The sequence below is a fragment of the Cupriavidus sp. UYPR2.512 genome (genome assembly GCF_000379565.1).
Classification (GTDB): domain Bacteria; phylum Pseudomonadota; class Gammaproteobacteria; order Burkholderiales; family Burkholderiaceae; genus Cupriavidus.
In genome coordinates this window covers 1-5,836 of record NZ_KB902924.1, presented here as the reverse complement: position 1 = coordinate 5,836, position 5,836 = coordinate 1, and the positions used below count along the sequence as shown (strand labels likewise).

The window sequence follows — 5,836 nt, the reverse complement described above, 5'->3', positions numbered from 1 at the left end:
CAGGACTGGCTGGCCAAGCATCCGCGATTCAACATGCACTTCACGCCCACCTCCGCATCATGGCTGAACATGGTCGAGCGGTTCTTTCGTGACATCACAACCGAGCGACTTCGCCGCGGCGTATTCACCAGCGTGCCGGAACTGGTCGACGCCATCAACGAGTACATCGCTCACCACAACACCAACCCCAAGCCGTTCATCTGGACCAAGAGCGCTCGCGACATCCTACAGAAGGTCATTCGTGCCAACCGCCGCTTAAGTTCCAAACAGAATGGAACATTGCACTAGTATTTGCGGCTGAGAGTGGGCAGGCTTGCGTCCGCAACCACTATTTGCGGACGCAATCATGATGGAAGCCGAGTTTGACGCTCCGCCGCTGAGGGTGATCCGTATTCGCTCCAACGGAAAGCGAGACTATGACCGGAGGGACAAGCGCCGACTGGTCGAGGCATGTCTGCGGCCTGGGGTATCGGTAGCCGGGATGGCCCTCAAGGTCGGCATCAATACGAACCAGTTGCGCAAGTGGATTCGGCTGCACCAGTTGGCAAATGAAGCCACCGCGGCCGCGGAGTCTGCGTTGCCGGCGTTCGTGCCGGTCGTCGAGGTGAGCGACGTGATGCGCGTCACGGAATCGCCGATGGTGCGGGGACGTCCGCCGGCCGAGGCGCCTGCTCGCACGCAACCATCGCAGCGCCCGTCACCAGCGTTAGTGAGGGCGCGGCTACCCAACGGCGTGACGGTCGAACTTGAATGCGGCGGGCAGGACGTTGCGCTTGTGAAGGCGATGATCGAAGCGTTGGGAGCGCGTTGATGTTCCGATTCGGCTCCGACGTGCAGGTCTACCTTCACCGCAATGCCGTGGATTTCCGCCTCGGGATCAATGGGTTGGTTGCGCTGGTCGAGCAGTCGATGCAGCTTGATCCCTTTGCCCGCGCCGTCTATGCCTTCCATAACCGTCGGCGCAACCGCGTCAAACTGTTGCTGTGGGACCGTAACGGGTTTTGGTTGCTGCTCAAGCGCCTGGAGGAAGACCGCTTCGCGTGGCCACGGCGGCAGCAGACAGTGATCGAGCTGACAACCGAGCAGTTGCACTGGCTGCTGGACGGTATCGATATGGACGCCGTGCAGCGCCACCCGTCACGCCAATATCAGCACACGGCTTGATTTCCGTTCGGTGTGACGTATACCTATCTGCGCGGTCGCTGCACTATCGTGTCCAGCATGAACGAACACGACTTCTCGCGATTGCCGCCGGCCGCCCAGGCCTATATCCGCGAACTCGAAGCGAAGGCTGCCACGAACGCCCAGCACATCGCCGAGCTGACCGAGCGCATCAAGCTCCTCGAAGAGCAGTTCCGACTCGCACAGTCCAAACGCTTCGCACCAAGCAGCGAAAAGCTCAAGGATCGCCTGTTCGATGAAGCCGAGCAGATGGTTGCCACGGCCCTGCCTGACGACGAGGATGACGCGTTCGCGCTTCCGGACACGGGGTTGCCGGAACCTGGTAGGCCTGCAGGCGGAAAACGTGGCCGCAAGCCGCTACCGGCGGAGTTACCGCGCCAGCGCATCGAGTACGACCTGACCGAAGACCAGAAGATCTGCCCATGCTGTCAGGGCTCGATGCACCGCATGGGCGAGGAAGTCAGCGAGCAGTTGCACATCGAAGCAAAGGTCTCAGTGCTGCAGCACGTGCGCTTCAAATACGCGTGTCGGCACTGCGATCGCGATGCCGACCGAACGCCGGTGTTGACCGCGCCGATGCCAACGCAACCACTGCCGGGCAGCAACGCAAGCCCGGCAATGCTGGCGACGGTGACCGTCGGCAAGTACGTTGACGGCACGCCGCTGTACCGCATGGAAGATGCGCTGGGGCGGGCTGGGATTGCGGTTGGCCGTGGAACGCTGGCGAACTGGATCATCCGCCCTGCGCAATTGCACTACAGCCGTCTGTACGAGGCGCTACGCTGCACGCTGCTGTCGCAGCCGCTGATCCATGCCGATGAGACGACGGTGCAGGTGCTCAAGGAGGAAGGCAAGGCCGCGCAGAGCAAATCGTATATGTGGGTCTACCGCAGCGCGGAGGACTGCGAGCATCCGGTGGTGCTGTTCGACTACCAGCCGGGGCGCGGACAGGAGTATCCGCAAACGTTCCTCGCCGGCTACGAGGGCATGTTGATGACCGATGGCTACAGTGCCTGGCGCACCCTCGAAGGCGTCACGCACTTCGGTTGTCTTGCTCATTCCAGACGGATGTTCGTTGATGCGCAAAAGGGTCAAAAGAAGCCCAGCGCTCGAGTTGCAAAGGCCCTCGAGTACTTCAAGGCCCTGTATCAGGTGGAGGCGCTCGCCAAGGAGGATCTGCCCAATGGCGAAACGCGCGCCAACTACACGTACCGGCTGCGTCAGCAGCATAGCGTACCGTTGCTGAAAGCCTTCAAGGCGTGGCTGGATGAGCAGGCGCCACAGGTACTGCCGGAAAGCCTGCTGGGCAAGGCCATTGCCTACGCGCGCAACCAGTGGGAATACCTGAGTCGATATGCTATCGAGATGGACGAGCGCCGGTGGACAATAACGCGGTTCATGCCGCTAGCGGCATGAACCGCGTTATGCCGACACCCAGATTATGCCGCGTCCCGAAGCAAAGGACGCAACAGTTGGGCGGATCCCTGTTCCGTGTCGCTCGGATTGTCGGCATTATTAGAGACCCTCAAGGAAGGCAAGCAAGGGATCGGGAGGTTTGTAACGCGTCGGCGCGACGCCGCTCACATTGGCGTGAGCGAGCGCGCGTTCCTTGAGCCGCATGTCGGCATGCAAGTAGATCTGAGTCGTCTCCGATGATTCGTGACCGAGCCAGAGCGCGATCACGGTCAGGTCTACACCGTGATGCAACAAGCTCATCGCGGCCGCGTGTCGAAGGGTGTGGGGCGTTACTGATTTTTCCTTTAGCGAGGGACACGACCGACACGCGATTGCGACGTTGCGCGACACAAGCCGCTGAAGGGCATCGGCGCTCAGATGGCCACCACGCGAACTGGGGAAGACTGGATCATCGGGTTCGCCAGGTTGATACCGCAGCCATGCTTTCAGGACCGCAATGACGTCCGGTCGCAGCGGAGTGCATCGCATCTTTCTGCCCTTGCCGAGGCAACGGACATGAGCACCTGTGCCGAGCACCACATCCTGACGCCTGAGAGAGGTCAGTTCGCTGTTGCGCAGACCCGTTTGAACCGCTACAAGAAGCAGCGTTCGGTCGCGGTTGCCAATCCATGTTCGTACATCGGGTGCTGCTACGAGCGCTGCTGCCTCGCCCTCGGTGAGAAACTCGACGGGACCGTGTTCACAGCGTTTGGAGGGAATTGCAAGGATGCGCTGACACTGCAGGGACAGCGCCGGCTCGCTGACCGCAACGAACCGAAAGAAGGCATGCACGGCGGCGAGACGGGTATTGCGTGTCCGCACTGAATTGCCCCTGCCTTGTTCAAGGTGCTGAAGGAATTTCTCGATCAAGGACACGTCGAAGTCTTCGATTCGCAGATTCGACGGCGCGCGTCCGATGTGCTTCGCGGCGAAGGCCAGCAGCAGCCGGAATGTGTCGCGGTAACTCGCTACCGTGTGCGAACTCAAGCCTTGCTGCTGGAGCAGGCGCTGGGTAAAGAAGCGCTGGACGAGGGATGGAAGACTGGCGGCACTCATGGCCGCTCTCCCGGACAGTTCTTGCCGAGATAGCCTGCCGCAAGCTCAAGCAACTCGGGAACCGCTTCGATGTACCAATAGGTGAGACCGGCATTGGCGTGCCCGAGGTAGGCCGCAAGTTTCGGCAATTCCCGGGTTACGTCCAGTCCGGCGCGATACCATTCAACCAGCCTTCCAGTCGCGAAACTATGCCGAAAGTCCTGAAGGCGTGGGCCGTAACCATCGCGTCCATCCTCCGTCGCTGGCCGCAGGCCGACCGCACGCGACATTCTGACGAACATACTTCGGACAGCGCTGGCGTTCAGCCTCATACCGCGCTCGCCAACCAGGAACGCCTCACTCAATCGTAAAGGGCAGAGTCGGTCGCGGCTCTGAGCATAGCGTTCGAGTGCCGCGCGGGTCGACTCTTCTACAGGAACAAAGCGCGATTTGCCGAACTTCGATTCCCGGATTGAGAGTATGCCGTTCACGAGGTCAACGTCGGCTCGGTCGAGTCCAAGGGCTTCACCTGGCCTGAGGCCCGTCGCTACGAGGAGCCCGATAAGCGTCGAATAGGTCAGTGCTCGCATGCCCGTGCGCGAGCGTAGTCGCGCAGCCTGGATCATGAGCAGGTTAATTTCTTGGTCGGTGTAAATATGCGGAGGATTGCGCCGTCGTCGTGCGCTCAGGAGCCTTGCTGGAGGAATCTCGTTCCGGCTGTCAATAGCGTTCATCCACCTGGCGAATCCCCTCACTTGGGAGAGGCGCCGCCCCCAGGTAGCGCGTTCGACAAGCACGGGCGCCGTCGCCCAGCGCAGAGCCAGATCGGTGGTGATGAACTCGGCGCCCTCGTGTTCCAGAAGGTCAACAAAATGATTGAGTGCCAATGCCGGTTCATAGAATGTCGCCCCGAGAGCTCGGCGCACTGCCACGTACCGAGCGAGGGAGTCGCGGATCGCACTCATATTGCACCCCCCACCGTAGGCCATGACCGCGCTACACCACGCAGGTCCTCAAACGCGACCTTTGCATAGATAGCGGTACTGTCCTGTGAGCGGTGCCGCAATACCTCAGCGATTTCCACGATCGACGCACCATGGCGAATCATCGTCGTCGCCAGACCGTGGCGGAACAGATGTGCGGCGCCGCGGCATGCGGGGCGAAACCCGGCACGAGCGAAGGCCAGACGAACAATGTGGCCAATTGCCGCCGGTCCCGCCAGACCAACGCGCGGCGCCCACATGCGAAGGAAGACCCGTCGCGAGGCGCTCGCGCCCCGATCGTCGCGAAGGTACATTGCAATCGCCTCTCCAACTTCGGATGGCAGCGGGACATGCTCGACCATTTGCCCCTTACCATGAATAACGAGTTCCCCCGAACGCCAGTGGATGTCGCCCAGTTCAAGTGCGACGATCTCTCCGGCACGCAAACCGAGCCGCGCCAACAAAAGCAAGATGGCGTAGTCACGGCGCCCGCATGGAGTTGACCGGTCCGCGGAGGTAATGAGGGCTTCGGCCTGCTCAGGCGTGAGGAACGTTGGCACAGTTGACTGTTTCCACTTGCGAACCGTAGGCACCAACTCATACAGGTCACGTGGCGTATCGCCCCGCAAAAAGAGGAAGTGGCAAAACGAGCGAAGCGCCACCGCCATCAGCCGCGTGTACTCCGCTGACCGGCCTTTGCTGTGGGCAAGAAGGTGATTTCGGATCGTTACGGCATCAAATGCATTGGGCAATATACTGCCGTCGCCGGCATTCTGGCTGTTGAGGAAGTCGCGGATGAATGGCCCGTAGACGAGCAGCGAGTTCTTCGCAAGTCCACGATCCTGCCTCAAGTAGTCCAAGTACCGACCGTAGATGTGGGCGATCGCAGATTGGTCGCTCACTGTCGGCAAGTGCACGATGCCTTCGCCACGCAGATAGGCAAGAAACTGTGCGTGAGCACGGGATTCGATGGGCGCACGGGCACGGTAAATGATGGGTGGCTGCGGTCTGGTCCATCGCCAATGTTGCAGGTCGTCGGGTGATGCTGATGGACGTGGCGATCAAACGCGGAGGTTCAGATGTGGAGCGACGGCATTGATGGAACAAGGGGCCCGACGGGCCCCTTGTTGCTGGATCAGAAGTCGTTATCGGCGAGATCGCCAAGGCCATCAGGATGCTCC

General features: G+C 60.9%; 5 protein-coding genes and 2 pseudogenes. 4 read left to right on the top strand and 3 right to left on the bottom strand.

Going from position 1 to position 5,836, the window contains the following annotated elements; genetic code table 11:
- The 4 genes and pseudogenes from A3A5_RS0111465 to A3A5_RS38280 form a co-directional block, all read left to right on the top strand.
- Positions 1–288, top strand: a pseudogene (locus tag A3A5_RS0111465) (IS630 family transposase); the annotation flags it as partial.
- Between the two features lie 58 nt (positions 289–346).
- Positions 347–811 carry a transposase gene (locus A3A5_RS0111460; RefSeq protein WP_026200674.1) on the top strand — a complete coding sequence of 155 codons (465 nt, stop codon included), beginning with the start codon at positions 347–349 and terminating at the stop codon, positions 809–811.
- Positions 811–1,164, top strand: coding sequence for an IS66 family insertion sequence element accessory protein TnpB (gene tnpB, locus A3A5_RS0111455; RefSeq protein WP_018310709.1), 354 nt, complete (start codon positions 811–813; stop codon positions 1,162–1,164). Before A3A5_RS0111460 ends, tnpB begins: the two co-directional genes overlap by 1 nt.
- Before the next feature lie 57 nt (positions 1,165–1,221).
- A pseudogene (locus A3A5_RS38280) lies at positions 1,222–2,579 on the top strand (IS66 family transposase); the annotation flags it as partial.
- Positions 2,580–2,697: 118 nt separating this feature from the next.
- Here A3A5_RS38280 and A3A5_RS0111445 read toward each other — a convergent pair.
- From A3A5_RS0111445 to A3A5_RS0111435, 3 genes are read right to left on the bottom strand one after another with little or no spacing between them, the layout of a single operon-like run.
- A complete protein-coding gene (locus tag A3A5_RS0111445; protein WP_018310708.1) occupies positions 2,698–3,693 on the bottom strand; it encodes a tyrosine-type recombinase/integrase in 996 nt (331 codons plus the stop codon).
- Positions 3,690–4,637, bottom strand: coding sequence for a tyrosine-type recombinase/integrase (locus tag A3A5_RS0111440; protein ID WP_018310707.1), 948 nt, complete (start codon positions 4,635–4,637; stop codon positions 3,690–3,692). The genes A3A5_RS0111445 and A3A5_RS0111440 overlap by 4 nt, the downstream gene beginning before the upstream one ends.
- Entirely contained in the window at positions 4,634–5,557 is a 924-nt protein-coding gene (locus tag A3A5_RS0111435; RefSeq protein ID WP_232431321.1) for a site-specific integrase, read from the bottom strand. Before A3A5_RS0111435 ends, A3A5_RS0111440 begins: the two co-directional genes overlap by 4 nt.
- Between the last annotated feature and the right edge of the window lie 279 nt (positions 5,558–5,836).

What these genes read in the sequence shown, in the direction of transcription:
- A3A5_RS0111440 (WP_018310707.1), bottom strand. Translation starts at nt 4,637, where the DNA reads ATGAGTGCGATCCGCGACTCCCTCGCTCGGTACGTGGCAGTGCGCCGA.
- tnpB (WP_018310709.1), top strand. Translation starts at nt 811, where the DNA reads ATGTTCCGATTCGGCTCCGACGTGCAGGTCTACCTTCACCGCAATGCC.
- A3A5_RS0111445 (WP_018310708.1), bottom strand. Translation starts at nt 3,693, where the DNA reads ATGAGTGCCGCCAGTCTTCCATCCCTCGTCCAGCGCTTCTTTACCCAG.
- A3A5_RS0111460 (WP_026200674.1), top strand. Translation starts at nt 347, where the DNA reads ATGATGGAAGCCGAGTTTGACGCTCCGCCGCTGAGGGTGATCCGTATT.